Here is a 24,868-nt window from a genome sequence, read left to right on the forward strand (position 1 = left end):
GTCCGTTTCCTTGTCTGTTTTGATGTCCCGAGGTGTTCATGCCTGCTCAAAAGTCGAAGAAGCCTGCCCAGGCCGCTGCCAAAGCCAAACCCGTTGCCAAGACCGCAGTTGCGAAAAAAGCCGCCGCGCCCGCCGCCAAGCCCAAAGCAACCAGCAAAGTGACTGCCAAAGCACCGGCGAAGAAGCCCGCCCCCGTGGCGAATAAAGCCAAGGTGCCTGCGAAAGCTGCTGCCAAACCGGCAGCAAAACCCGCAGCCAAAACAGCCCCCAGCAAGGTCAAAGCAACGGCAACCCCGGCAACTTCTGCCAAGCCTGCCAAGAAAGCCGCCTCCGTGCCCGCCAAGAAATCTGAAGTGACCGAGAAAAAATCCACCGCCAAGGCCAAAGACGCCGCCGCCGAAGTGGAAGTGAAAAAACCCGCCAAAGCAGCCAAAGCCGCTGCCCCGGCTGCCGACAAAAAGCCCGCTGCCAAAAAAGCCGTGACCGGAGCCAAACGCGGCCCGAAGAAAAAAGGCAGCATTGCCGAGCCCAGCTTGGACGATGATCTGGACATCGAAGCCGACCTCGAAGGCGAACCGGTTGTTGAAAGCGGCTCCGAGACCGCCGAAAAAGTCAAACCCCTGCGCATGAAGATCAGCAAGGCGAAAGAACGCGCCTTGATGAAGGAATTTGGCCTGGACGAAACCGTCCTGACCGAAGCCGAGATGAAGCAGCGCCGCGACCGTCTGAAAGCCCTGATCAAGCTGGGCAAGACACGCGGCTACCTCACCAACGGTGAAATCAGCGACCACCTGCCCGACAAGCTGGTCGATGCCGAAACCCTGGAAGTGGTGATCGCCACCCTGAACGACCTGGGTGTGGCGGTGTACGAGCAAACGCCCGACGCCGAGAGCCTGATCATCACCGACAACGCGCCCACCGGCTCGACCGAAGAAGAAGCCGAAGAAGCCGCTGAAGCCGCCCTGTCCACCGTGGACAGCGAATTCGGCCGCACCACCGACCCTGTGCGCATGTACATGCGCGAAATGGGTACCGTCGAGTTGCTGACCCGCGAAGGCGAAATCGAAATCGCCAAGCGCATCGAAGGCGGCCTGATGGACATGATGGCCGCGATCAGTGCGTCGCCTGCCACCATCGCCGAAATCCTGCGCATGGCCAATGAAATCCGTGAAGGCAAGGTTGTCATTTCCACCGTGGTGGACGGTTTCGCCAACCTGAACGAAGCCGACGACTATGTGGCCGAAGAAGACTTCGACGAATTCGACGAAGCCGATGACGACGACGGCAAAGGCGGCTCCAAGGCCCTGACCAAGAAGCTCGAAGAGCTGAAAAATCAGGCTTTGGAACGCTTTGACCGCATCACCGAGTACTTCGAAAAAGTGCACAAGGTGTACGACAAGGAAGGCTGGGGCACGCCTGCTTACAACAAGGTCCAGGCCGCCCTGTCGGAAGAGCTGATGACCATCCGCTTCACCGCCAAAACCATTGAAAAGCTCTGCGACATGGTGCGCGCCCAGGTGGACGACGTGCGCAAGAAAGAGCGCGAACTGCGCCGCATCATCGTGGACAAGTGCGGCTACCCGCAAGAGCAGTTCATTGCCGAATTCAGCGGCCGTGACAAAAACGGCAAGCGCGTCGAATCGCAGCTGCTCAACCTGAAGTGGATCGAAAAGCAGGCCGCCGCAGGCAAGAGCTGGAGCGCCGTCATGGGCCGCAACATCCCGCCCGTACAGGACCTGCAGCAAAAGCTGATCGACCTGCAAGCCCAGGTGGTGGTGCCGCTCGACGAGCTCAAAGACATCAACAAGCGCATGAACGCGGGCGAGCGTGCCAGCCGCGATGCCAAGAAAGAGATGATCGAGGCCAACCTGCGCCTCGTAATCTCGATCGCCAAGAAGTACACCAACCGCGGTCTGCAGTTCCTGGACCTGATCCAGGAAGGCAACATCGGCCTGATGAAAGCGGTAGACAAGTTCGAATACCGCCGTGGCTACAAGTTCTCGACCTACGCGACCTGGTGGATCCGCCAGGCCATCACCCGCTCCATTGCGGACCAGGCCCGCACGATCCGCATCCCGGTGCACATGATCGAGACCATCAACAAGATGAACCGCATCTCGCGCCAGCACTTGCAGGAATTCGGCTTTGAGCCCGATGCCTCCATCCTGGCCGAGAAGATGGAGATCCCGGAAGACAAGATCCGCAAGATCATGAAGATCGCCAAAGAGCCGATCTCCATGGAAACGCCGATCGGTGACGACGACGACAGCCACCTGGGCGATTTCATCGAAGACAGCACGCACACCGCGCCCATCGACGCGGCTCTGCAAGCGGGTCTGCGCGATGTGGTCAAAGACATTCTGGACAGCCTCACGCCCCGCGAAGCCAAAGTGCTGCGCATGCGTTTCGGCATCGAGATGTCGACCGACCACACGCTGGAAGAAGTGGGCAAGCAGTTCGACGTAACGCGCGAACGCATCCGTCAGATCGAAGCCAAGGCGCTGCGTAAGCTCAAGCACCCCAGCCGCAGTGACAAGCTGCGCAGCTTCATCGACACGATGTAAGCCCGAATTCTGCTCATGAACGCAAAAGCCTTTCGACTGCCAAATCGAGAGGCTTTTTTGATGAGATCCGATACGACCATCAAGACGGTCCCAAAGCCACTTGTACTTTTCCTGGTCAACGTCAACAAGGACAAGACATGCTGAGTCCGGCCAGTAACCTCATGATTTCCCAATTGAAAACGGAAAAATATGAAAGGTTACTCGACAGTTTTCAATTGGTGGGTCTGGAGTCAGGCCAGATGATTTTCAGGCCCTATGAGGTCATTCAGTTCGTCTATTTTCCGGTGACCGCCATCATTGCCCTGGAGATCGACATCTCGGATGGCACCTCGGCAGAGATTGTGCTGATCGGCAAAGAGGGCATGGTCGGCAGTGGCGTGATGGGTGGCAATCAGAACTTCAGCCGAGCGCGCGTGAAATTTGCAGGATTGGCCTACAAATTGCCCCTCGCCGTCTTTCAATCAGAGCTGGGCCAGGACCCCTCTTTTCTGAAAATCTGGATGGCCGTCACACGTCAGATGATCTTACAGATCGCGATGCCCACTGTCTGCAGCAGCCGACACAGCAACGAACAGCAGGTCATACGTTGGCTGCTCAATACGCTGGACAAAACGCAAGGCGAAGTTTTGTCAGTGACCCACCAGGAAATTGCCGACGCCCTGGGCATTCGCCGCGAATCGGTCACTTTGACGGCTGGCAGATTGAGCCAGGATGGGCTATTGGAAATCAGCCGTGGACAAATCAGGCTGCTCAATCGGGCTCAACTGGAAGCCCGCGCTTGCGAATGCTACCGGGTGATGAACCCGACCTTGAAACATTGACCCATCCCTTCAACACAGGTTTTTGACACTGCCATTCACTCCCGCGAGCTCTAACGCGACTGACCCTTGTTACCGTAAGGACAGTAGTTGGGACGAGGCCCCACCTGCGGGTGCAAGCGGCAGGTGTTGGGCCGTTTGTCGTACACCGTGCAACGGCGGGTCTTGGCGTCCAGAAACTGGCAATCGCCACTGGCTCGGCGTGCCAGGCTGAAGATGCTGTTCTTGAAGTTGAAGTGCTCGATCAGCCCGGCTTTGGAGAGCCGTTTGGCGATCTGTTTGGGATCTTCGTGCTCTGCCTCAAACGGATCCACCAACTCCAGCCGCACCAGGTCGGCCAGCTTGACCTCCACCGGCATGGTGCAGCAGTTGGCCGCACAAGTGTCGCAAAGCCCGGCCTTGTAACGGGTCCAGGTTTCGCAACGGTCAACATCCACAACAGCAATAGGCGATCTCATGCCGGGGATTATCCCCGGATGTGCATCAGCCCTTCTTGGCCACCAGCGTCAGGATGTCGTAGCTGGCCACCAGCTCGCCCAGCTGGTTGGTCACTTCCACATCCCAAGCGACCACGCCCTGCCCCACGCCATTGGCGTCTTTCTTTTGGCGGTCGATCTTGCGCTTGGCCGTCAGGCGGGCCTGGATGGTGTCGCCAATGCCCACGGGCTTGACGAAGCGCAGGGTGTCCAGACCGTAGTTGGCCAGCACCGGACCGGGCGCGGGCGAGACAAACAAGCCCGCTGCGGCCGACAACACAAAGTAGCCGTGTGCAATGCGCTTGCCAAATGGCGAGTCTTTGGCAGCGATTTCGTCAAAGTGCATGTAGAAATAGTCGCCCGACAGGCCACCAAAGGCCACGATGTCGGCCTCGCCCACAGTGCGGCGGTGGGTGAGCAAGCTCTCGCCAATCTGCAGCTCTTCAAAGAAACGGCGGAAGGGGTGAACCTCGGATTCGATCAGCTTGGCACCCCGCATGTACTCGCCCGTGACGGCGGCGATCATGGTGGGTGAGCCTTGCAACGCTGTGCGCTGCATCAGGTGCTTGACGGCGCGGATGCCGCCGAGTTCTTCGCCACCACCGGCACGGCCAGGGCCGCCATGTTTGAGCGGAGGCAGCGGTGAGCCGTGGCCGGTCGACTCCACCGCCGATTCGCTGTCGAGGATGTGCAGGCGGCCGTGCAAGGCGGCAGCAACGGGAATGATGCGGGCGGCGATTTGCGGGTCTTTGGTGACCAGCGTGCCGACCAAGCTGCCCTGACCCCGTGCGGCCAGTTGCAGGGCTTCGTCCATGCCGTCGTAAGGCATGAGCGTGCTGACTGGGCCAAAGGCTTCCACGTCGTGCACGCTGTCGGTTTGTAGCGGCTTTTGGCACAGCAGCAGCGTGGGTTGGAAGAAGGCGCCGCCCTCCACGCCCTGCCCCACGGGCTTGAAATCGGCACCGCCGCCAAACACCAGCTCGGCGCTTTGGCGCAGCAAGGCCACACGCTCGGCCACGTCGGCTTGCTGCGAATGCGAGGCCAGCGCCCCCATCTTCACGCCTTCAACAGACGGGTCGCCGACCACCACTTTGGCCAGACGCGCCTTGAGCTTTTCGGCCACAGCATCCAGGTGCTGGCGCGGCACGATGGCGCGGCGGATCGCGGTGCATTTCTGGCCCGCCTTGACGGTCATTTCGCGCGCCACTTCCTTGACGAACAAATCAAACTCTTCGTCGTCGGGTGACACATCGGGCGCGAGGATGGCGCAGTTGAGCGAGTCGGCTTCGGCGTTGAAAGGGATGCTGTGTTTGACCACATTGGGGTGCACACGCAGCATGGCGGCGGTGTCGGCCGAGCCGGTGAAGGTGACCACGTCTTGGCCGTTCAGGCGATCGAGCAGATCACCGGTGGAGCCGATCACCAGCTGGAGCGAACCGGCAGGCAAGATGCCCGATTGCTCCACCAGGCGCACCATGGCTTCGGTCAGGTAGCTGGTGGACGATGCCGGTTTGCCGATGCAGGGCATGCCCGCCAAAAAGCTGGGTGCGAACTTTTCGAGCAGGCCCCAGATCGGGAAGTTGAACGCATTGATATGCACCGCGATGCCGCCGCGCGGCACCAGGATATGCGTGCCCGCAAAGCCGCCTTTTTTGCCCAGCGGGAAAGCCGGGCCTTCGTGGATCAGGTTACCGCTGGGCAGCTCGTTGCTGCCGATGCTGGAATAGGCAAACAAAGTGCCCGCGCCGCCTTCGATGTCCACCCAACTGTCGGCACGCGTGGCGCCCGTGTGGGCCGAGATGACGTAGAGCTGCTCTTTGTGCTCACCGAGGTATTTGGCCAAGGCTTTGAGACACTGGGCGCGCTCCTGAAAGTCCAGTTTCAGCAGATTGGGCAGACCCACGGTGCGGGCATAGTGCACGGCGTCGCCAAAGTCGATGGCCTCGGCGTGGGTTTGGAACACGGTCTGGCCGTTGAGGGCGCTGCGCAGTTGCTGCGCGCCTTGCTGGCCGATCCACTGGCCACCGATGAAACTTTGCAGGACTTGGGACATGGGAAGATGCTTTCAGAAAAGAACAAAGCCCGGTCCACAAGAATTAACCAACCGAGCGGTCGGGGAATTCTAGTCGGTTTGCCTCTTGAGCCCAACAAGAATTCGAAGGGCTGACTTTTGGAGGCTGCCCAGTCCTTCAAAGACACCAGATCACACCCAATCAACCAAGGGTTTACCCTAATTAAAAGACTGGTCACTAGGGTTTCAGAAAATTAATATGCATGCTTATAATCTCGCCACTTTCTTCATGTTCACCTGTTGGAGTTTCCATGAGCACTGCATCGACTCAACTCCCCGTCATCGTCGCTGGCGGTGGCATTGGCGGCCTGGCCGCTGCCCTCGCCTTGGTGCGCCAAGGCTTTCAGGTCACGGTACTCGAACAAGCCCCCGAAATCGGCGAAATCGGCGCAGGCATCCAGCTTGGCCCCAACGCCTTTCACGCCTTTGACGCTTTGGGCATTGGCGACAAAGCCCGAGGCCGTGCGGTGTACACCGACTACATGGTGATGCACGACGCCATCGACGAATACCAGGTCGGCAAGATCGAAACCGGCGAAGCCTTCCGCAAGCGCTTTGGCAACCCCTATGCCGTGATCCACCGCGTGGACGTGCACCTGTCGCTGCTCGAAGGCGCGCAGGAAACCGGCAAGGTCGAGTTCCACACCAACACCCGGATCGTCTCGGTCGTGCAGGACGAAGCCAACAAGACCGTGACCGCCATCGACCAGAACGGCAAGCGCTGGACAGGCCAGGCCCTGATCGGTGCCGACGGCGGCAAGTCGGTGGTGCGCCAGCAGTATGTGAACGATCCACCCCGCGTCACCGGCCATGTGGTGTACCGCGCCGTGGTCGACAAGAAGGACTTCCCCAAGGACCTGCAGTGGAACGCCGCCAGCCTGTGGGCCGGCCCCAAGTGCCACCTGGTGCACTACCCGTTGCGTGGCGGCGAGCAGTACAACGTGGTCGTGACCTTCCACAGCCGCCAACAAGAAACCTGGGGCGTGACCGACGGCTCCAAGGAAGAAGTCGAAAGCTACTTCCAGGGCATCAGCCCCAAGGCACGCCAGTTGATCGAGTTGCCCAAGACCTGGAAGCGCTGGGCCACCGCCGACCGCGAGCCGATTGGCACCTGGGTGTTTGGCCGCGCCACCATTTTGGGCGACGCCGCCCACCCCACCACGCAGTACATGGCACAAGGCGCGTGCATGGCGATGGAAGACGCTGTCACGCTGGGCGAAGCCCTGCGCGTGAACGACAACGACTGGACGAAAGCGCTGGCTTTGTACGAGCGTTCACGCGTGGCGCGCACCGCCCGCATCGTGCTGTCGGGCCGCGAAATGGGCCGCCTGTACCACGCCGCTGGCGTAGAGCGTCTGATCCGCAACTCGCTGTGGAAAGGCCGCACCCAAAAGCGCTTCTATGATGCGATCGAATGGTTGTATGGCTGGAACGTCAACAACTGCCTGGCCCAGGACTGAACCCCAAGGAGACCTTTCATGCAAGAACTCGGAAAACTCGAAGACCTGCCGCAGGACTACCGCGACGATCTGAAAAACCTGAACCTGGTGCCCCTGTGGCCCAGCCTGCGTGGCGTGTTGCCCCCCAAGGTGCCCACCCGCCAGACCCAGCCCACCTGCTGGGCCTACAAGGACATCAAGCCGCTATTGCTCAAAGCGGGCGAGCTGACCCCGATTGAAAAAGCCGAGCGTCGCGTGCTGGTGCTGGCCAACCCCGGCCACGGCCTCGACAAGATGCAGGCCAGCGCCGCCATGTATTTGGGCATGCAGCTGCTCATGCCCGGCGAGTGGGCCCCCAGCCACCGCCATACACCCAACGCGGTGCGCATGATCGTCGAAGGCGAAAGCGCTTACACCACGGTGGACGGCGAGAAGTGCCCGATGAGCCGAGGCGACTTGATCCTCACGCCCACAGGCCTGTGGCACGAACACGGCCACGACGGCACCGACCCCGTCATCTGGCTGGATGTGCTGGACCTGCCGCTGGTCTATTACATGGAGGCCAGCTACCACATCAACGGCGACCGCCAGACCGTGGTGCCCGGCCAAGGCGACAAGCAATACGCCCGTGGCGGCGTGGTGCCCAGCCATGTGTTCGAGCGCAGCAAGAAGGCTTACCCCATGCTGCGTTACGCCTGGAAAGACGCGAAGGCCGCACTGGAAGCCATGGCTTCGGACGACGCCGCGCTGGAGCAAGTCCAGGTCACGTATGTGAACCCCGAAACCGGCGGCGATGCCGAAAACATCCTGGGCTTTTACGCCCTGATGCTGCGCCCCGGCCAGACGCTGCGCTTGCCTGCCCGCTCACCAGCACAGGTGTTCCACGTGATCGAAGGCGCTGTGCAAGCGCAGATCGTGAACAGCACCTTCACCATGGCCGAAGCCGACACCTGCTGCGCCCCGGGCTACGAAGCCGTGACGCTGACCAACCTGAACGCGAACCAAGCCGCTTTCATCTTCATCGCCGACGAATCGCCCCTGCACCGCAAGCTCGGTGTTTACGAGAACCGCGGCTGATCGGTCATCCTCGGGCTTGACCCGAGGATCCATGGATGCCCGATCAAGTCGGGCATGACATGCCTTCTGTTTTGAGCCTAAAAACTTTCTTTTCCGCGTGACAGTCTTTTCATCGAAAACCCCATGACCTCTTACCTCTTCACTCCCCCCGCCGTCCAGTCCCTGCCCATTCGTGGCAAAACCGAGCGCTTCCCGATCAACCGCATTTTCTGTGTGGGCCGCAACTACCATGCGCACGCCGTCGAGATGGGCCGCCCCGTCGACAAGAGCGTCGAGCAAGCCTTCTACTTCACCAAGTCGCCCCAGACCCTGGTGGAGAGCGGCGCCACCATCGCCTACCCACCCCGCACCAACAACTACCACTTCGAGATGGAACTGGTGCTGGCCATTGGCAAAGCAGGCTTTCGCGTGAGCGAAGCCAATGCGCATGAACTGGTTTACGGCTACGCGGCAGGTCTGGACATGACGCGCCGCGACCTGCAACTGGTGGCGCGTGACAAAGGCCGCCCCTGGGACACCGGCAAGGACATCGAAGAAGGCTCGGTCTGCTCCGAGATCGTGCCCATGCCCGGCGTGGTGATCGAGAACGGCACCATTGCGCTGGAGGTCAACGGTGCTACCAAGCAGTCGTCCAACGTGGACAAGCTGATCTGGAACATCCGCGAAATCATCGCCGACCTGTCGACCTACTACCACCTGCAACCCGGCGACTTGATCTACACCGGCACGCCCGAAGGCGTGGGTGCCGTGGTGAGCGGCGACAAGATCACCGGCCGCGTCGAAGGTGTGGCTGAAATCGCCTTGACCATCGGCGCTGCCGAGTAAGCACCACTCAGGCTCCGCCCCACTCTCTTGTTGATCCCTTTTCGGCCATCCCCAGGATGGCCGAAGGGGGTTTTTCGCGTCCGAATGCCACAAACGCGCTTTTTTCACACACAAGCAATGACACCGATGAACGACTCCGGGCAGGAAGCCCGACGCTTAAGCACCGTGCGCTGGATACTGGTTCTGGCCACCGTGGGCCTGATCTTTGACGGCTATGACCTGGTCGTTTATGGCGCCGTGGTCTCCACCTTTTTGCGCGATGCCAGCCAGATTGGTACCGTGACGCCTGGCATCGCCGGGGCCTTGGGCAGCTACGCCTTGTTTGGTGTGGCTGTCGGCGCGTTTTTGGCCGGCTCGGTGGGCGACATCATCGGGCGGCGCAAAGTCATGCTGGCCTCTTACGCCTGGTTCTCGGTCGGCATGGGCCTGACGGCCCTGTCCACCAGCACCCAGACCTTTGGCTGGATGCGCTTTGTCACGGGCATCGGCATCGGCTCCTTGGTGGCCACTACGGCAGCGCTGGTGTCCGAATACGCACCCAAGGACCGCAAGAACCTCTACATCGCCATTTGCAACGGAGGCATTCCGCTGGGTAGCCTGCTGTCGGCGGTGCTTGCCATCGTGCTGCTGGAACACATCGGCTGGCGAGGCATGTTCTGGATCGGCGCTGTTCCGATGGTCACCCTGCTGCCGCTGGCGTATTTCAAGATGCCCGAATCGGTCGCCTGGCTGGCCGCCCGTGGACGCCTAGAGGAAGCGCGTGTACTGTCCGAGCGCACCGGCGTGGCAATCCCTGTGGCCAGCAACCAAGCCACCACTGCGCGCAGCACCGGCAAGAGCGGCTTCGCGGGTCTGTTCAGCCGCGACTACCTGTTCCCCACCCTGGTCTTGGGTTGCATGAGCGCCACCGGCTTGCTGCTGGTGTACTCGCTCAACACCTGGCTGCCCGAGCTGATGCTGCGTGCGGGCTACAACGCCAAAGGCTCGCTGTCCTTTTTGGCAGTGCTCAATGGCGGCTCGCTCTTTGGCGCGCTGGCGGCCTCACGCGCGGCCGACCACTTTGGTCCCAAGCCGGTCGTGGCGGCCAGCTTTGCCACGGGTGCCGCCGCGCTGGTAGTGCTGACCTTCAACTTCGAGTTGGCCGCCCTGCTGGCGGTGGTGGCCGTGGTCGGTCTGGGCACCAGCGGCACGCAAACCCTGATCTACGGCTTTGTCGCCAATTACTACCGCACGAATGTGCGTGCAGCCGGCGTGGCCTGGTGCGCAGGCTTTGGGCGCGTCGGCGGCATTGGCGGTCCTTTGCTGGGCAGCTTCCTGATCAGCGCGGGCCTCTCGCTGGACCTGATCTTCTACGTTCTGGCCGGCTTGGCTTTGCTGGGCGTCGGTCTGACCTTGCTGGTACCCCTGTCGCGCAGTGCTGTGCAAGGCCTCGCTTGGACATGAGCGCGGGTTGTCTACTGCGCCGCCCCCCATTTTTCATCCAACTTTTTCAACCATTCTCACCATGAAAAAATTCCGTCGCCATTTGCTGATCAGCGCCTTCTGCGCCCTGTCGTCTGCAGCCATCCTGCCTGTGCAGGCCCAAGCCACTTACCCCACCAAGGCCGTCACCATCACCACCGCCTTTGCTGCGGGCAGTGGCCCGGACGCCGTGTTGCGCCAGGTCTCGGACAAACTGTCCAAACTCTGGAACCAGCCCGTCTTGGTGAACAACAAACCCGGTGGCGGTGGCTTCATCGCCATGGATTCGGTGCAACGCCTGCCCGCCGATGGCTACAACCTGCTACAACTCGACAGCGAACACCTGGCCGCCGTGCCTTATTTGTACAAGTCCAAAAACTTTGTCACCCTGAACACCTTCGACCCGGTGGCCCCCCTGTTCAGAACCCCCTTCTTCATCGCCGTCTCCACTGAATCCAAGTGGCAGAGCCTGAAAGACCTGGTGGCCGATGCCAAGTCATCGCCAGGCAAGGTCAGCTTTGGCTCCTGGGGCATTGGCAGCCCGGGCCATCTGGGCGGCGAAGAAATCGAATTGCTGAGCAGCGTGGACATGACACACGTGGCTTTCCGCGAAGTCTCCCAGCTCTACACCGGCGTGGCCACGGGCGACATCCAGTGGGCATTTGCCTCCATCCCGTCGAGCGCAGGGGTGTTCAAGTCCGGCAAGATCCGCTACCTCGCCATTGCGGCGCCCAAGCGTGCCCCTCAGATGCCCAACGTGCCCACCGCGGCCGAAGCCGGTGGCCCCAAGGGGCTGGACGTGAACTCCTTCGTCGTGCTGGTCGCCCCCAAAGGCCTGCCTGCTGACGTGACGGCACGCATCAATGCCGATGTCCAAAAGGTGATGGCCGATCCCGACATCAAAGCGCGTTACAACACTTTTGCGTTTGAAGCGCTGAACTGGTCACCTGACGAAATTCGCAAGCAAGCAGAGATCAAAAGCAAAACATACGGCAAGCTGGTCGCCCGCAAGAACATCAGCCTCGAATAATTGCTCTAGCCCCAGACCCGGGGATTTTCTGATCGCCCCGCCAGAACTCGACTATATTTTCGACACCCTGGTCAAGCTGAACCGGGCTAAGCACCCTGCTCAGCCATTTCAACTTGCCCCTTGTACGACGGAACACACCATGAAGCTCTACAACTTTTTCCGCAGCGGCACCTCGCACCGCCTGCGCATCGCACTCAACCTCAAAGGCATCGCCACCGACTACGTGGCGGTGGACCTGCGCGTGGAGGAACACCTGAAAGACGCCTTCAAAGCGGTCAACCCGCAGCAGCTGGTGCCCGCGCTCGACACGGGTGAGCAGGTGCTGATCCAGTCGCCCGCCATCATCGAATGGCTGGAAGAAAAATACCCTACGCCCGCGCTGCTGCCCACCGATGTCAACCAACGCGCCCATGTGCGTGCCCTGGCCGCCATCGTCGGCTGCGACATCCACCCCATCAACAACCGTCGCATTCTGGAAACCCTGCGCAAGCAGTTCGGAGCCAACGAAGAAGCGGTGAACGCCTGGTGCGCCACCTGGATCAGCGCAGGCTTTGACGCCTACGAAGCCCTGATCGCGGCCGACCCACAGCGTGGCCGCTTCAGTTTTGGCGACACGCCCACTCTGGCCGATGTGTACCTGATCCCCCAGGTCGAAAGCGCCCGCCGCTTCAAGGTGGACCTGACCCGCTGGTCGCTGATCATGGGCGTGGAAAAAGCCTGCAACGAACTGGATGCGTTCAAGAACGCCGCGCCCATGGCGCAACCTGACGCCTGAGCGCGCAGACCGCCTGCAAAACATGTCGGGGCTGAAGCCACCGACCTGGAATAAATTGTGCAGGTCGGCGGCTTCAGCCCCGACGTTTTATGCACCGCACCTTCTGGCGCTGGGTGCAAATTTCAGCCAAACACCTCGGTATCCACCTCGCTGTTGGCTTGTGCGTTGTACCGATCCCCCACCACGGTGCGCTGGTTGATCAGGGCATCAAGCCGCGCCATCACACCGGCGTCGAACTGTACATCCACTGCCGCCAGATCGTCGAGCAGGTGGTCCACCGAGGTGGTGCCGGGAATCGGGATGATGTCCTCGCCTTGGTGCAGCAGCCAGGCCAGGGCCAGTTGCGAGGGGCTGCAACCGGCCTCTTGTGCCAGCGCGTTGTAGGCGGGCAGCAGCTTCAGGTTGGCGGCGTAGTTGTCGGGTGCAAAGCGGGGCATGGTGCGGCGGATGTCTTTGGCGTCCAAACCCGCGATGTCGAGCGGGCCACACAAAAAGCCTCGCGCCACTGGGCTGAAGGCCACAAAGGCCACACCCAGTTCGCGACACGCTTGCAGCACCGCGATTTCGGGGTTGCGGGTCCACAGCGAATACTCGGTTTGCAGCGCCGCAATCGGGTGCACGGCATGCGCTTTGCGCAAGGTGGTGGCCGACACCTCGGACAGACCAATGCTCTGGATTTTGCCCTGGCGCACCAGGTCGCTCAGAGCACCCACACTCTCTTCGATCGGCACTTTTTTGTCCCAGCGGTGCAGGTAATACAGATCGATCACATCGGTCTGCAGGCGACGCAGCGCGTCTTCGCAGGTCTTTTTGATCGTCTCGGGTCGGCCATCAATCACGCGCACTTTGCTGCCGTCGCTTTGCTCAACGCCTTGCATGCCGCATTTGCTGGCCAAGGTGAATTTCTGACGGTGCGGTTTAAGCACATTACCGACCAGCGTCTCGTTGGCTCCAAAACCATACAAGGCGGCGGTGTCAAAGAAAGTCACACCCTGGTCCAGGGCGGTGAGCAGCACACGCTCGCCCTGTTGGGCCGAGACAGGTGCCCCGTAAGCATGGCTGAGGTTCATGCAGCCCAAGCCGATGGCGCTGACGGAAAAGGAGGCGATTTGGCGGTTTTTCATGCCGGTATCTTAGACGCTCGCTTCGGCCCGCTGCCCAGGCCACCGAAGGCTCGCAGGGCAGCGGCCTCAATCGGTAGACACCGCCAAAAGCACTTTGGGCACAAACGCCGATGCAGAGCTGGCCTTGGCCACCATGGGCGCACCCAGAAACAACTGGGCTGCCGGCACATTCAGACCCAGCAGAGCCTCGCGCACCGCTTGGGCGCGGGCTTGGGCCAGTTCGCGCATGTCCGTTTCATCCACGGCAATCGCCGCCAGCAGCAAAGCTTCCATGTCGGCGGGTGGCATGTCCTTGACCAAGCCGAGCACATTGCGGGGCTTGGGGATCGGCGAGCGGCGGTACACCGACTGGAGCAAAGCGGGGTATTCCTCTGGGCTCACTTGCCGCACGGGGACCGCGGCCTGCGCGTCACGGGGCTGGCGTCGGCGTTTTTCAGCCATGACCGCTTCGCGCAGCTGGGCTCTGCGCCAGGCGTCGCGCTCGTTCTCCATGTCCGCTTCGCCGGTCAAAGTCAGGCGCAAAGCCGGCTTGTCGATCACCATCCGGGCCACGGTCTCCAGCTTCTGCCGGGACGCCGCATCGAAATGGGCAGTACCCGGCGCGAACTCGATTTGCTGCAGCTGCTCTTCCCCCGAGAAAGCCCCCGAAATCAGACTGAAAGGCGAAAGGATGGCTTTGCCAATCAGGTTGAGGACCATTTTCCAGACGATGGGCCCCACGCGAAAGTCCGGGTCATTGATGGAACCACTGACCGGCAGATTGATATCGATCACCCCATTGCGATCGGCCAGTAAAGCGACCGCAAGCTTGACCGGCAGGTTGGGGGCATCCACACTGTCCGAGCGCTCGCCAAAGCGCAACTGGTTCAGAACAATCTGATGCGTCGCCTGAAGCTGGCCATCTGCACCGATCCGGTAATTGACCTCAGCCGAAAGCTTGCCCCGCTCAATGCCATAACCCGCATATTTGTTGCTGTACGGTGAGAGTTGTGGCAACTCCAGATCGCGCACCTGCCCCCGCACGTCCAGGGCCACAGGCCGCGTGAGGGGATTGATGCGGCCCGAGATCTCCAGGCTGCCAGAACCCGCTACGCGGCCACGTAAGCTCAGGTCAGCCAAGGCCGTATCGGCCCCACTCGCCTGGCTGGACAAGGCCCCCAAACTGCCCGCCAGCTCGGTGATGTCTGCCGAGTAGTTGGGTCGAATGAACTGGTCGGAAAACAAAACACGACCCTTGACCACCCCAATGGGTCCCAATTCGATCAAGGCCGGTGCAACGGGTGGTTGCGAGGCGGCAGAGGGGGCTGACGGGGCTGACGGCTCGGCCTTGATCAGGTTTTGCAAATTGAGCTGGCCCTGAGGATCGATGGCCACGCGCGCAAAGAAATCGCTCAAGGCTGTCTCTGCAATTTTCAAACGCGTCATTGCACCCGCGTCCACCTTCAGCTCAAGCCCGCGCAAACTCAGGGTCTGGGTGTCCAGCAAAGGCTCTCCGTCCGATCGGTTCAGCGCCCGGAGGTTGTCAACCGAGAGATGACCTCGCGCATTCAGGCCCAGCCCCGCATCGGGCATGGTCAGATTAAGGCCGCCTGAGTAACTCAACTCCGCCCTTCGCAAATCGAAGTTGACCCGGTCTGCCCAATAGCCGCGCAGTCTGTGCAAGGGAAAACGGCTCATTTGCAAACGACCTTGGACTTCCAAGGGTGTTGCTTTCGCTTGTCCGGCTGCCACAGAGGGCAAGCGGAACGCCCCTTCAAAACCCAGTTTGCCCGGCTCGCGGCGCTGCGCCCCGGTGATGAAATCGCCTTTGACCGTGGTCATTTGCGGCGATGCCGACAAAGGCTGCCAAGCGCCAATGCTGAGGTTAAAGTCCCGCGCATCCACCTTGGCACCCCCGAGCACAAATCGGTCGTCCAGGTTCAATACACCACCGGTGATCTGCATTGGCCCCATCGCCAATTGCCAGGGCTTGGCGGGCACCTCTGCGGGCTCAGCAACAGGGGGGGCAATTCGCCAGTCCTCGACCATCCAGCGCCCCTGGGGGTTGCGGCTGACATTCAGCAGGGGTCGGCGCCAGGCTACCCGCCCCACACTGGCCTGCTGCCTGAAAATATCCACGTCAAGCTGCTCAATGGCCAGCTCGGCCCATCCGGCCTCGGGCTGCTCAGGCGTTCCCAGCAAGACATCGGTCATGCGGATCTGTGGCGCCTTGAGCACCAAGGAAGATGGCGTGGTGCCTGCAGCAGCTCGCCAGTCCAGACTGAGCTCGGCAGAAGATTGGCCGTTCAGGCCCGGGCGAAACCGCGGGGCCCAATAGGGCGCTATGGTTTTGAGCGGAACATCGCGCCACGTCATGCGCGTCTGAGCACTGCGCAGGTCGGTCGTCCCTTCCCATGACACCTTCGCCCCCTGCAAAAGGGCTTGCCCACGAAAGGATGCCGCTTGCCGGCTAGGCCAACTGAAGTCCTGCCCTTCGACCGCCAGCGCCGTCAATGCCAGACTGGCGGGCATGGCCACTGCAGCGTCCTGCCAATGCAGTTGCCCTGCGCTGATTTGAAGACGCTTGAGAGCGAAGTCAGCGCCCTTGGCCGGCGCTGTATCTGTCGCTTGGCTTACCGGCGCCTGGGCCTGGGGTGCCTGCGGCAGGAAAGCGCGCTGCAAACGGAGCCAGTTCAATGCCCCACCCGCGTCACGCCGCAAGTGCACCACCGGCTTGTCCAGACTCAAGGTGTCGAGTTTGAACACGCCATCCAAAGGGCGCCAGGCATCGATCTTCAAGTCCAGGCCACCCAGCTGCAACAAAGGCACATCGGTGCGGTTCAGCTTCTCATGGAGTATCAGACCCTGCAAACCCAGATGACCCGAGACCGACAATTCGGGCGAGGTGTGTTGACGGAAATCAAGGCGAATGTCCATATCAAGCTGCCCGTCTGCCAATCGAACAGGCCAGGCTGCAGGCCAATAAGGCAGGTAGGGTTTGACATCGAGCCCTTTGATCTGAAAGCGGGCTTGCGTGCGTCGCTCCGGAGCAAACGGGGTCGTTTCTGCATCGGAGTCAAAGCTGGAGCCATTGAACTGGAAGGCCAGCCTCGGATGGGTGGCGACCTCGCGTCGACCGCCAATGTTGCTCAAAAAAGGGATGTCCAGATGCACATCGCTCAGCGTGTGGATGACCGATTTGGGTTCATCCCGAAACTGAACGCCACCGCCAAGGATTTGAATGTTGAACAGGGACAAACGGGGAACACCCGAGCCCTTGGAATCGCCAGACGCGAAACGTGCCAGAACATCGTCGATGTCAAAACGGCCTTGCCCGAAGTGCGTCAGCTGCAGCTGCGGATTGCGCACCAGCACGGCATCGGCCACGGGCGCCCATAAAAACAGGGACTGCAATGAGGCGTTGACTTCGACCTCGTCGACACCCAACTGGGCTTGTGAAACCGGGTCTTTAGCCTCGGCGGATGCCACACGCACACCACGCAGAATCAAGCGCATGGACCAAGGCCGAAAAACCACTTGGTCGACTGTGACCACACGCCCCAGCGCCGCAGTGCCCTGCTTTTCGATTTGCCACTGAACCAGTGCCGGCAGTGCCGCCCAACTGACCGCCCAGAGCACCGCCACCCCGAGCACGACAAACAAAACCCGGCGTTGCCAGCGCTTGAGAAGGCCCACATTCATGATCGACTCTTGGTAAAGAACAACAAGCCTGATTTTCGGCGATCCGGGGGCGCAAATGTAAGCCCACGGATACAAATTGGCCGAAACAGCCTTGGTTCTTTTTCACGGTACATCCACCAGACACCCCATCGCCCGGGTGTTCAGGCCTGCGGCCCACGCCGCAAGCTCACTCAGGTGGACTTGGTCGCCTCCGCCATCAAACCAGACACGGAAGGATGGAAGAAGGTCATCGGCATGCTCTGGACATCAATTTTTTCCAGTGCCGCGTCCTGCGCAAAGTGCTGCCAGTCTTCCAGCAAACTCGCATTGGCGGAGACCAAGCGTCCCTGCGGGTCCTTGAACCACAGCATGAAAGGTTGTCTGGCCAAGCGCTCTTGCTGCTGACGCTCCAAGGCCAGTTCATGGGCTGCGATTTTTTTCTCTTCGGTCACATCGATCATCACCAGCCTGCACTCGTCGCCCATTTCATCAAGCGTGGCATCGATTCGCACCACCATCTCGGCGCGGTGTGAGGTGGCACAAAGGGTCACTTCGCAATAGCGACGGCACTTGCCGCTCAGAACTTCTTGGTGGAAGTTCAGAAACGAAGCTCGATCGGCCGGTGCGATGAAGTCCACCAGAGGGCTGAGGGTGCGCTGTGAACGCTGGATGTCCAGCATGATCGCGCCGGCCAGATTGGTTTGAACCACCCGACCCTGCGGATCCAGACTGACAAAACCGACCGGCGCGAAATCGTAAGCATCCTGGTATTTGTGCAAAAGCGCATGATCCTGCTCCCCGGCCTGCATGTCCTGCAGGTGTGCATTCTCTGCAAAGTCAGGTGAACGCTCCAGACGCTCATACAAACGCCGGGTTTCGGTACAGACCAAGGAAAAGCACTCGCAAACCGATTCGGCCAAACCATCGCGGTCCCGGATATGGATTTTCCCGCGCCCACTGGACACCAGTCCTGCCGACTGCAATTTACCCAAAGCCTGCGTGATCGACTCACGACGAACACCCAACATATTGGCAATCGTTTCGTGGGTCACGTTCAATTGGTCACTGCATACGGCATCCTGATTGAACAAGAGCCAATAACAAAGGCGTTCGATGACCGAATGGTGGGCCACGCACACAATGCTCTGGGACATTTGCGTGATGAGCGACTGGACATAACAAAGGGCCAATTGCTGCAACTCCCGGCAACGGGTCAGTTCTGCCTGAAAAACATCGGCCGGCATTCTGTAGGCCTGACCGGCACACTGGACCACCGCACGGTGGTTCATGGAGCCACTGCCCAATACCAGTGACACACCCACCATGCCATCACGACCGGTCATGGCCAATTCTGAGCTGTCGCCATCGGCGGTGTGTGAAACCAATGAAGTGGTGCACGTGGTCGGAAAATAAACAAACTCCAACGATGCGCCCGATTCGCAAATCACCTGCCCCGCAGTCAAATGGACCGGTTTGAGGTGTTCCGACAAGCGTGCATAGTGGCTCAAGGGAATACCGGCCAAAATCCTATTTTGTCGGGCACTTTCAGTCAGAGGGTAAGACATGGAAATCCTTTCTCGCGCCTAGGCGCATCCATTCAAAATAGTGAACCCAGAGAAATTTCTGAAGGAGGCTGGCAGGGCTCAGCAGCGCTCGACAATGAAGGGGCCTCAAGATCGGTCTCTCCATCCTGATTTGTATTCGGCAAAGATGCATTCAAAGGAAATATGCCGTGCAACAAGGCAGCGATTTCCTCAGAACTGACAACCGCTTTGGGCCATACCCTCGCTGAGGTCTCCGGTTTTGAAAACATGGTTCATCCAGTCATTAACTTGGTCAATATCGGCAAGGGATGCATGCATCACCAAGCGCTGGACTCCATGTTGATTCAATTGAAAATCGATCACCACTGATCAAATGATTTGATCGTGTATGCATGCCGGCATATACCTATCGATCAAATGCCTTGCAGGCATATTGAATACCCGAAAAAGATAATCAGAAAACGGTAATGGCTGGATTTAAAAAACAGCCGCCTCATCATTTTTCGGTCCATAAAAATGGGTGTCTTTTCTGCATGGACGAAAACCCAAAATCAAGATCACGGATGGTGTCTTTCGCAGGGCATACAACGCTATGGCGATCGGTAGATCACCACAGGATGACAACCATGGTTCAGTCAGAACATGCCCAATGCTGAATGGGCAGATGCCCACCCAGTGAAGAACATCTTGGTGCTGCCAGCCGGAAACTGGCAGTTCCCTGATCGGGACAAAGATCAAGATTTGTCGCTCCCAACTGGCGCGACATCACCAGGAGTTCAACATGGCCAAACCTGTCACCTACGGGAAAAAACCCTTCTCGCTGAAAGCCGAACATGACGACGCCGACATCAGCGATCCGTCGCTTTACGGGCAACTCGCTGCCCTCCAAAGCACAACATCGGCAACCTCTCTGTCAGCGTCTGCCCTGCCAAGCGCGACGCGCACCTTGAGTCCAACGACCGAAGTCAGCACCTCAACATCAGCCACTGTGTCTTTGTCTGCAATGGCGACCCCCGTGGCAAGCGCCATCACCTACCCCAGCACCAGCATCAGCAAGGTCTACCAGCACTGGGCCGACGGCGATGCAGCCCGAGCCACCGCACCCGAGTGGAACAACAACATTTTGTCGGATGGAAAATCGGATTACTTTGAAGGAGAAGTGGTCCCCCACGTCTACTTCTACAAGGCCAGCAACAACACCCCGCTGGTCAATGGCCAGAGCTATTCCTTCAACGTCACCTACAACCATTACCAGGCCAACACCAACGCGGGCGGGTTCGTTTACATGACATCGCCCAACGCCAGCCGCAACACCAGCAGCTTTGCCGGTGGCGATGCCCAGGCGGACAGCAGCTTCACCAATGGCGGCGGCATGCAAGGCAGCTTCTACACCGTCAATGCCAACATCACCGCCGTCAGCGGCGTGAGTTACCTCGGCAGCGCAGGCAGCTCGCTCGACGGCAAAGTCACCGTAACCTTCACCTACACCGGCCCCACCACCACCTCGGGCGGTGCCGAGATCCAGTACGGCCTGCTGATCGCCGCACCGGGCGATGTGGCCGACCAGGGCAAGGGCATGACCGATGGTGCCAATGCCTGGACCGGTGGCTCGTTGCAAACCACCGTGGACATTGGTGGCAGTGGTGCCACCTCTATCCAGCTGGCCCCCTCGGCGATCATCGTGGGCGAGATCAGCGGCATGAAATTCAGCGATGTGGACGGGAACGGCGTGCGCGATGCCGACGGCGCGGACAACACGCTGGGCACGGCAGACGACGAAGTGGGCCTGGCCAACTGGAAAATATTTCTGGACAAGGACAACGATGGCCTGTGGGACGAAGGTGAAGACTTCGCCATGACCGACGCCAACGGCCAATACGTCTTGTCGGTGATCCCTGACGCCGACCGGTCCGACATCGACAACGATCCCTACATCGTTCGCGAGGTTCAGCAAACCGGCTGGCAACAAACCACAGCCAACCCTACACCGATCTTGATCACACGCCTCGACCCGAAAGAGATGAATGTAGATTTCGGCAATATGCAGCTCCAGCCGAGCCTGAACATCGTCAAAGAGGCGAGCGTGGATGGTGCTTACGCCGACTACGCCGGTGAAGTCATCCACTACACCATCGCGGTTGAAAACACCGGCAACCAGACCCTAACCGGCGTGACCGTGACAGACCCTTTCATCAGCGACCTTCAACTGGTGGCCGATGCGGCCTCTTCCGACGGTGAACTCGATGTGGGCGAAACCTGGCACTACACCGCCAGCCACACCGTGACCCAGGCCGAGATCGATGCAGGCGTCAACATTGTCAACACGGCCACCGCCGACTCGGACCAGACCGGCCCGGACACCGATGACGCCTCGGTGCCGGTCTTGCAGGCCCCTGCGCTCGCTATCGACAAGGCCATCACGGGTGTGACTGGCGGCAATGGCAACGGCAGCGTTGATGCGGTGAACGATGTCATCGGCTACGCGGTCACAGTCACCAACACCGGCAACCAGACGCTCAACCAAGTCACCGTGAACGACCCGATGACGGGTCTGACCATCTCGGGCGTGACTCTGGCTCCGGGTGCCAGCCAAACCTACCAAACCAGCTACACCCTGACGCAGAACGACCTGGACACCTACGGTGGCGGCGACGGATACATCGAAAACACCGCCACCGCCGACAGCCTGGAGACTGCATCGGTGAGCGACACCGAAGCCATCGAGCTTTTTGTGCGCTCAGCCTTGTCCATCGACAAGCGGCTGGTCGACATCACAGGCGGCAACAACAACACGGTGGCCGATGCCGTGGGTGATACCCTCAACTACACCGTCACGGTGAGCAACCTGGGCGTGCTGACCCTGACCAACGTGAGCGTGGTCGATCCGAACAGCGGTCTGAACATCACGGGCGTGACCTTGGCCCCTGGCGAAAGTCAGGTCTACACCACCAGTTATGTGTTGACCCAAGCCGATCTGGACAACAACGGCCAAGGCGATGGCTACATCGACAACATCGCCACAGCAGATTCGGACCAAACCGTGCCGGTGAGCGACAACGAATCCACCGCCTTGTTGCGCACCGTGGGTCTGGGCATTGAAAAGAACGTCACCAGTGTCGCCGGTGGCAACAACAACCTGTTTGCCGATGCCGCAGGCGAGGTCATCCAGTACACCATCCGCGTCTACAACGCCGGCAGCGTCACTTTGACAGGTGTCACAGTCACCGACGAACTGACGGGTCTGAGTGAAAACGTGCCCGATCTGGCACCTGGCGCCAGCGCCACCTACAACACCAGCTACACCTTGCTGCAGGCCGATCTGGACAACAACGGTGGCGGCGACGGCCGTCTGGACAACACCTCGGTGGCCGACTCGGACCAGACCTCGGCGGTCAGCGACAGCGAATCGGTGCAACTGCTGGCCGTGCCGATCCTGTATGTCAACAAGTCGTTCCTGAATGTGACCGGTGGCAACGGCAATGACCTCGCCGATGCCGTGGGCGACCAACTGAACTACCAGATCGTGCTGGCCAACCCCGGCAACGTCACGCTGACCGATGTCTCCGTGACCGAAAGCCTGACGGGGCTGAATGACACCGGCATGACCCTGGCCCCCAACGCGGTGCAGGTCTACAACGTCAGCTACACGCTGACCCAGACCGATCTGGACAACAACGGTGGCGGAGATGGGACCATCGACAACAGCGTCATCGCCGACAGCGCGCAGACCCTGGCCAGCAGTGACACCGAATCCGTCCCTGTCCTCAGCAGCATCGGCATCGCCTTTGACAAGGACTTTGTGGGCGTGTCCGGGGGCAATGAAAATGCGTTGGCCGACTTTGCAGGCGATGTGCTGAACTACAGCTTCACCGTTACCAACATCGGCAGCGTGACCCTCACCAATGTCAGCGTGGTGGACGACCTGACCGGTTTGAGCGAAACCTTGGCCTCGCTGGCACCGGGTGTCACGCAGACCTACACCTCCAGCTACACCCTGCTGCAGTCCGACCTGGACACCGACGGCGACGGCAACCGCCAGGTGGAGAACTACGCCACCGCCGACAGCGACCAGACCGGCCCGCTGTTGGACTTTGAAGGCGTGACCGTCATCTACGACGCACAGATCGACCTGACTAAGTATGTCTCGGTCGATGGTGGCAGCACCTGGGACGATGCCAACACCTTGACCGGCCCCACTCTGTCCGCCTCTGCAGGCCTCAACCCGTTGTTCAAGTACACCGCCTTGAACAACGGAACAGTGACCTTGCAAGACGTCACCCTGACCGATCCCGCGTACGACCTCAACGGCAGCGATGCAGGCACCCACTGGTCATGGGGCGACCTGGCGCCGGGGGTCACCGCTGAGTTGATCTTTGAGGCACCCTTCATGCTGGGTCAAAACTCCGGCGATGCCACCGTGGTCGCCACCGCACTGTCACCCGTGCTGGACATCGACAACGCCTACTACCTGGGTGTTTGAAGTGTCTGCCTGAAGCACGATGCCCCTTGAGACCTTGTTGAGGGTCTGAAACGAAACGGGTAAGCCTTGCGGCTTACCCGTTTTTTCATGCGCTACCGATTTGTCAGTAAGCCCCTTATTCGTTTCAAAGGATGCCCACCCACGCGCCATCGGCCTAAGCTGACTGCATGGTTTGAATCGCCATGCCCCACGCATGCGCTTCATTCCTTTTTCTCAAAACACAGGAGGTTTATGTCACTGCTGACCCCCCGCACATGGTGCCTTGCAGCCGCTCTTTTGCCGAGCTGGTGTTGTGCACAAAGCCTGCAAGAGGCGGTGTTGACGGCCCTGGCCCACTACCCCAGCATCGCCTCGGCCCAATCCAAAACAGCAGCCGCCCGATCTGACATCACCCGCGCCAAGGGTGCTCACTGGCCTCAACTGTCGTGGTCAGGCACCTACAACGATTACCGCGACGACGCCTTGGGCAACCGCTGGACGCAAACCCCGACCTTGAGCTTGAACCTGTGGTCAGGCGGACGCATCCAGTCCGATGTCGAACGCTCCGAGGCGCTGGCCAAGGCCAGTCAAAAACAGGAACAGATCACCCGCGACGACGTGGCCCTGCTCAGCAGCGAAGCCTATCTGCAATGGGCGCATGCCAGGCAGATGGTGAGCCTGGCCCAGGAAAATTTGAACACCCACGACAAAATCCTGCAGGACTTCCAGACCATCACCCAAGTCGATCCGGGCCGCCGCATCGACTTGAACCAGGCGCAGGTGCGCCATGACAACGCCCGACTGGTCTTGCTCAAAAATGAGACCGAGCGGGCGGTGGCTGCAGAGCGTTTGGCCCGCATGCTGATGGCACCGGCACCGGCCGAGCCCAGCGGCCTGGACTTTTCGCCCCCCGTGCCTTACACCTCGCTGGAGCAGGCCCAGGCGCAGCTGGGCGATCAACACCCGGTGATCGCCAGACTTCTGGCGCAACGCGAAGCCGCAGCCGCCAGCATCCGGTACGCCCAAGCCCAACACGCGCCCTCGATCAACCTCACACACGCCAAATCCACCACACCGGGCATCACCGACGGTCAGTTTGTCACCCAGCTGCAGTTGAACCTGCCCTTGTTTGACGGTGGTACCACCCGTAGTGCCGTGGGTGTGGCCACCGCCAATTTGCAGGCCCTGGAATCCGACCTTCAGGAAACGCGGCTGATTCTGGGCGAAGAACTGGCCAGCGCCTGGGCCAGCTGGTTGTCTTCTTCGAGCCGGGCCACCATGGGGATGCAGCAAGCCCTCACAGCCCAAGATCTGGCGCGGGGCTATGTCCAGCAATTCCGGGTGGGCAGACGCTCCTTGCTCGATTTGCTCAACATCCAAGGCGACCTGTACACCTACCAAAGCAATGCGGCCACCGCCCTGCACGAATCTCGCCTGTCACAGGTCCGCATCCTCGCCAGTCTGGGCCAACTGGCCAACGCCTACGCACAAAGCGCCACCGCACAGGCGACGCCAACACCCAACCCACCCCACCACCCAGAGTGA

At 60.3% G+C, this 24,868-nt stretch carries 15 protein-coding genes; 10 read left to right on the forward strand and 5 right to left on the reverse strand.

The window, feature by feature from the left end:
* Positions 1 to 38: 38 nt before the first annotated feature.
* Both rpoD and B9Z34_RS03620 read left to right on the forward strand, forming a co-directional pair.
* Complete coding sequence (gene rpoD, locus B9Z34_RS03615; RefSeq protein ID WP_108426699.1) at positions 39 to 2,564, forward strand: RNA polymerase sigma factor RpoD; 2,526 nt, start codon at positions 39 to 41, stop codon at positions 2,562 to 2,564.
* A 173-nt stretch (positions 2,565 to 2,737) separates the two neighbouring features.
* Positions 2,738 to 3,385 (forward strand): Crp/Fnr family transcriptional regulator, encoded by a 648-nt coding sequence (locus B9Z34_RS03620; RefSeq protein ID WP_233249390.1) that lies wholly within the window; start codon positions 2,738 to 2,740, stop codon positions 3,383 to 3,385.
* A gap of 50 nt (positions 3,386 to 3,435) precedes the next feature.
* Here the strand turns inward: B9Z34_RS03620 and B9Z34_RS03625 are convergent, their stop codons facing one another.
* Both B9Z34_RS03625 and paaZ read right to left on the reverse strand, forming a co-directional pair.
* The gene (locus B9Z34_RS03625) at positions 3,436 to 3,840 is read right to left on the reverse strand and encodes a YkgJ family cysteine cluster protein (RefSeq protein WP_108426700.1); all 405 of its coding nucleotides are present in this window, start codon (positions 3,838 to 3,840) and stop codon (positions 3,436 to 3,438) included.
* Positions 3,841 to 3,865: 25 nt separating this feature from the next.
* Positions 3,866 to 5,911, reverse strand: a complete 2,046-nt coding sequence (paaZ, locus tag B9Z34_RS03630; RefSeq protein ID WP_108426701.1) for a phenylacetic acid degradation bifunctional protein PaaZ — start codon at positions 5,909 to 5,911, stop codon at positions 3,866 to 3,868.
* A gap of 269 nt (positions 5,912 to 6,180) precedes the next feature.
* On the opposite strand from paaZ, the gene B9Z34_RS03635 reads away from it, so the two are divergent.
* From B9Z34_RS03635 to maiA, 6 genes are all read left to right on the forward strand, one after another.
* Complete coding sequence (locus tag B9Z34_RS03635) at positions 6,181 to 7,389, forward strand: 3-hydroxybenzoate 6-monooxygenase (protein ID WP_108426702.1); 1,209 nt, start codon at positions 6,181 to 6,183, stop codon at positions 7,387 to 7,389.
* Positions 7,390 to 7,407: 18 nt separating this feature from the next.
* Complete coding sequence (locus B9Z34_RS03640; RefSeq protein WP_108426703.1) at positions 7,408 to 8,445, forward strand: cupin domain-containing protein; 1,038 nt, start codon at positions 7,408 to 7,410, stop codon at positions 8,443 to 8,445.
* A 123-nt stretch (positions 8,446 to 8,568) separates the two neighbouring features.
* On the forward strand, positions 8,569 to 9,270 hold the full coding sequence (locus tag B9Z34_RS03645; RefSeq protein ID WP_108426704.1) for a fumarylacetoacetate hydrolase family protein: 702 nt from the start codon (positions 8,569 to 8,571) through the stop codon (positions 9,268 to 9,270).
* A 126-nt stretch (positions 9,271 to 9,396) separates the two neighbouring features.
* A complete protein-coding gene (locus B9Z34_RS03650) occupies positions 9,397 to 10,713 on the forward strand; it encodes an MFS transporter (protein ID WP_108426705.1) in 1,317 nt (438 codons plus the stop codon).
* Positions 10,714 to 10,774: 61 nt separating this feature from the next.
* Complete coding sequence (locus tag B9Z34_RS03655; protein ID WP_108426706.1) at positions 10,775 to 11,761, forward strand: tripartite tricarboxylate transporter substrate binding protein; 987 nt, start codon at positions 10,775 to 10,777, stop codon at positions 11,759 to 11,761.
* Between the two features lie 139 nt (positions 11,762 to 11,900).
* Positions 11,901 to 12,536, forward strand: a complete 636-nt coding sequence (gene maiA / locus B9Z34_RS03660) for a maleylacetoacetate isomerase (RefSeq protein ID WP_108426707.1) — start codon at positions 11,901 to 11,903, stop codon at positions 12,534 to 12,536.
* Between the two features lie 122 nt (positions 12,537 to 12,658).
* Here maiA and B9Z34_RS03665 read toward each other — a convergent pair whose 3' ends face one another.
* The 3 genes from B9Z34_RS03665 to B9Z34_RS03675 form a co-directional block, all read right to left on the reverse strand.
* Positions 12,659 to 13,660 (reverse strand): aldo/keto reductase, encoded by a 1,002-nt coding sequence (locus tag B9Z34_RS03665; RefSeq protein WP_108426708.1) that lies wholly within the window; start codon positions 13,658 to 13,660, stop codon positions 12,659 to 12,661.
* Positions 13,661 to 13,726: 66 nt separating this feature from the next.
* Entirely contained in the window at positions 13,727 to 17,341 is a 3,615-nt protein-coding gene (locus tag B9Z34_RS03670; protein WP_108426709.1) for a DUF748 domain-containing protein, read from the reverse strand.
* A 170-nt stretch (positions 17,342 to 17,511) separates the two neighbouring features.
* Positions 17,512 to 18,885, reverse strand: a complete 1,374-nt coding sequence (locus tag B9Z34_RS03675) for a helix-turn-helix domain-containing protein (protein WP_108426710.1) — start codon at positions 18,883 to 18,885, stop codon at positions 17,512 to 17,514.
* A 760-nt stretch (positions 18,886 to 19,645) separates the two neighbouring features.
* On the opposite strand from B9Z34_RS03675, the gene B9Z34_RS03685 reads away from it, so the two are divergent.
* Together B9Z34_RS03685 and B9Z34_RS03690 are read left to right on the forward strand one after the other, a co-directional pair.
* A complete protein-coding gene (locus B9Z34_RS03685) occupies positions 19,646 to 23,344 on the forward strand; it encodes a DUF11 domain-containing protein (protein WP_108426712.1) in 3,699 nt (1,232 codons plus the stop codon).
* A 231-nt stretch (positions 23,345 to 23,575) separates the two neighbouring features.
* Entirely contained in the window at positions 23,576 to 24,868 is a 1,293-nt protein-coding gene (locus B9Z34_RS03690; protein ID WP_158268700.1) for a TolC family protein, read from the forward strand.

This window comes from Limnohabitans sp. Hippo3 (assembly GCF_003063665.1).
Taxonomy (GTDB): Bacteria; Pseudomonadota; Gammaproteobacteria; order Burkholderiales; family Burkholderiaceae_C; genus Limnohabitans_A.

What these genes read in the sequence shown, in the direction of transcription:
- rpoD (WP_108426699.1), top strand. Translation starts at nt 39, where the DNA reads ATGCCTGCTCAAAAGTCGAAGAAGCCTGCCCAGGCCGCTGCCAAAGCC.
- B9Z34_RS03625 (WP_108426700.1), bottom strand. Translation starts at nt 3,840, where the DNA reads ATGAGATCGCCTATTGCTGTTGTGGATGTTGACCGTTGCGAAACCTGG.
- paaZ (WP_108426701.1), bottom strand. Translation starts at nt 5,911, where the DNA reads ATGTCCCAAGTCCTGCAAAGTTTCATCGGTGGCCAGTGGATCGGCCAG.
- B9Z34_RS03635 (WP_108426702.1), top strand. Translation starts at nt 6,181, where the DNA reads ATGAGCACTGCATCGACTCAACTCCCCGTCATCGTCGCTGGCGGTGGC.
- B9Z34_RS03640 (WP_108426703.1), top strand. Translation starts at nt 7,408, where the DNA reads ATGCAAGAACTCGGAAAACTCGAAGACCTGCCGCAGGACTACCGCGAC.
- B9Z34_RS03645 (WP_108426704.1), top strand. Translation starts at nt 8,569, where the DNA reads ATGACCTCTTACCTCTTCACTCCCCCCGCCGTCCAGTCCCTGCCCATT.
- B9Z34_RS03650 (WP_108426705.1), top strand. Translation starts at nt 9,397, where the DNA reads ATGAACGACTCCGGGCAGGAAGCCCGACGCTTAAGCACCGTGCGCTGG.
- B9Z34_RS03655 (WP_108426706.1), top strand. Translation starts at nt 10,775, where the DNA reads ATGAAAAAATTCCGTCGCCATTTGCTGATCAGCGCCTTCTGCGCCCTG.
- maiA (WP_108426707.1), top strand. Translation starts at nt 11,901, where the DNA reads ATGAAGCTCTACAACTTTTTCCGCAGCGGCACCTCGCACCGCCTGCGC.
- B9Z34_RS03665 (WP_108426708.1), bottom strand. Translation starts at nt 13,660, where the DNA reads ATGAAAAACCGCCAAATCGCCTCCTTTTCCGTCAGCGCCATCGGCTTG.
- B9Z34_RS03670 (WP_108426709.1), bottom strand. Translation starts at nt 17,341, where the DNA reads ATGAATGTGGGCCTTCTCAAGCGCTGGCAACGCCGGGTTTTGTTTGTC.
- B9Z34_RS03675 (WP_108426710.1), bottom strand. Translation starts at nt 18,885, where the DNA reads ATGTCTTACCCTCTGACTGAAAGTGCCCGACAAAATAGGATTTTGGCC.
- B9Z34_RS03685 (WP_108426712.1), top strand. Translation starts at nt 19,646, where the DNA reads ATGGCCAAACCTGTCACCTACGGGAAAAAACCCTTCTCGCTGAAAGCC.
- B9Z34_RS03690 (WP_158268700.1), top strand. Translation starts at nt 23,576, where the DNA reads ATGTCACTGCTGACCCCCCGCACATGGTGCCTTGCAGCCGCTCTTTTG.